Below are 2,078 nucleotides of genomic sequence, written 5' to 3' on the forward strand. Positions count from 1 at the left end.
AACCCCAATGTTGCAAATTGATCGATCATCAAAGGGTGGTTGGTGTCTAGGTGTAGTATTTTCATTTTTTATTCCAAATTTTCTGCAGCCATTCCCCGGCATTCTTAAGGTCATTACCGTAAGCACATCCTTGAAAGTGGGAAAGTCCTTCATTTATTATTAAAGTCACATTACTTCCTGCGGTTTTGGTCTTTGCGACCCATTGTCTCGTTTTTGATACTGCGAAGAGTTCATCCTTTGCCCCGTGAATGACATAGAGAGGCACATCGATTTTCTTATGTATGGGATACGAACTTGCCATGGGAATTGCCGCTGAGAACAGTTCTGGATAATTTTCAGCGAAGAACCAACTCCCGTTTCCTCCATTACTATACCCCATGATTGCAATTTTCTGCGGATCGACGTTCCAGTACTTTTGGGAATTGGCGACTATTGCCAGGATCTTATCGATATTGTTTCTTGAATCCCACAGTTGGTCTTCACCTTCAGGAGATACGATTATGGCATTACTATTTTCAAGACCTGGGAGAACCAGGCAGTTATTGAATTCTTTATAGGTGTCCCCGCCACCTGCCCAATGCAAGGCAATAACAAGTCCGTTCTTTGTACTTGACTTTTCAGGGAATTTGACCCGCAACTTCCATCGTTTTCCAGCGTCATTGGTGAATGTCGCATTCCTTACGCCTGGCTTGCTTGAAATTCTTGAAAAAGAAATCTCGGAATTTTTCAAGGTTTTTTGCGCATTCAGATGGATCGGACTACCGATAAGGCCAAATAACAGTACCAACAGTCTTAACGTACTCATATTTTGGGATACTGGTTTTTGGTTATGTCATAGTGCATTTTCCCCGTATGTGCCGTAGTCTTTTTTTCAAAAAGTAAGATATGAACTTCTTCCCCGTTTGGGGTCATCGGATTATGCTCCACACCTTTAGGGACCACAATGATCTCACCTTCTTTGACCATTACGGTCCTATCCCTGAATTGCATGTGTAAAGTACCTTTGACGACTTGAAATAGCTCGTCCTCATCTTCATGGGCATGCCAGACAAACTCACCTTGGATCTTGGCCAGGAGCACTTGCATATCGTCTACCTCGGCAATCTGATGGGGATGCCAAAGGGAGTTGAATTCTGCATATTTTTCCTTTAGGTTGATGGATTTCATTCCATTGAGATTATAATTTAGTATGGGTGACCCGCTCTAGTGAAATACAATTAGATCCCTAAGAGTAATTTCGCTATTGAAAAGTAAATCAAGATACCAAAAATATCATTGCTCGTCGTGATAAAGGGTCCCGTGGCGATGGCAGGGTCTATACCTCTTTTGTCCAAAAACAGTGGGATAAAAGTGCCTATGAGTCCAGCGACCACAATGACCACGATTAAGGATAAGGAAATTGCCAAAGCAGTTAAAAAATCACCTTTATAGGCCCAAGTGAACAACAACAGGACTGCTGCTAAAATCACTCCGTTCAATGCGGCCAGTAGCATTTCTTTTATCAATCGGTTACCAACACCACCTTTTAGATCGTCATTGGCAAGTCCTTGAACGATAATGGCACTTGATTGTACACCAACGTTGCCTGCCATGGCTGCAATCAATGGCGTAAAGAAAAATAGTATGGCATGTTTACTAATCATATCTTCAAAACCACCCATAATTGCGGCTGCACCTACACCTCCAATAAGTCCCAAGAACAACCATGGAAGACGGGCTCGGGTAAGGTCCCAAATACTGTCATCGGCCTCCACATCCTGAGAGATACCCGCGGCGAGTTGGTAATCTTTCTCGGCTTCTTCCCGTATAACATCCACGATATCATCAATGGTGATTCGCCCTACCAGGCGACCCATTTCATCAACGACGGGAATGGCCTCCAAATCGTATTTAGACATGATCTTGGCCACATCTTCCGGCTTTTCGTTCACGTTCACCGAATCAACTTGAGGGATATAAACATCGCTGATATGGCTTTTTGTCGAGGTAGTCAACAAATCCTTTAGGGATAATCGCCCCTTTAATTTATCATCGTCATCGACCACATAAATAGAATGGACCCTGGTCACATTTTCGGC

The 2,078-nt window shown here is 43.2% G+C and carries 3 protein-coding genes; all 3 read right to left on the minus strand.

Annotated elements, in window-relative coordinates:
- Positions 1 to 61 precede the first annotated feature (61 nt).
- Complete coding sequence (locus tag WBM98_RS01470; RefSeq protein ID WP_424364243.1) at positions 62 to 805, minus strand: prolyl oligopeptidase family serine peptidase; 744 nt, start codon at positions 803 to 805, stop codon at positions 62 to 64.
- Positions 802 to 1,167 (minus strand): cupin domain-containing protein, encoded by a 366-nt coding sequence (locus WBM98_RS01475; RefSeq protein WP_424364244.1) that lies wholly within the window; start codon positions 1,165 to 1,167, stop codon positions 802 to 804. Before WBM98_RS01475 ends, WBM98_RS01470 begins: the two co-directional genes overlap by 4 nt.
- A 50-nt stretch (positions 1,168 to 1,217) precedes the next feature.
- The coding region (gene mgtE / locus WBM98_RS01480; protein WP_424364245.1) for a magnesium transporter at positions 1,218 to 2,078 on the minus strand (861 nt) is incomplete at its 5' end.

This window comes from Maribacter sp. (assembly GCF_049667165.1).
In the GTDB taxonomy this organism is placed as follows: domain Bacteria; phylum Bacteroidota; class Bacteroidia; order Flavobacteriales; family Flavobacteriaceae; genus Maribacter_A.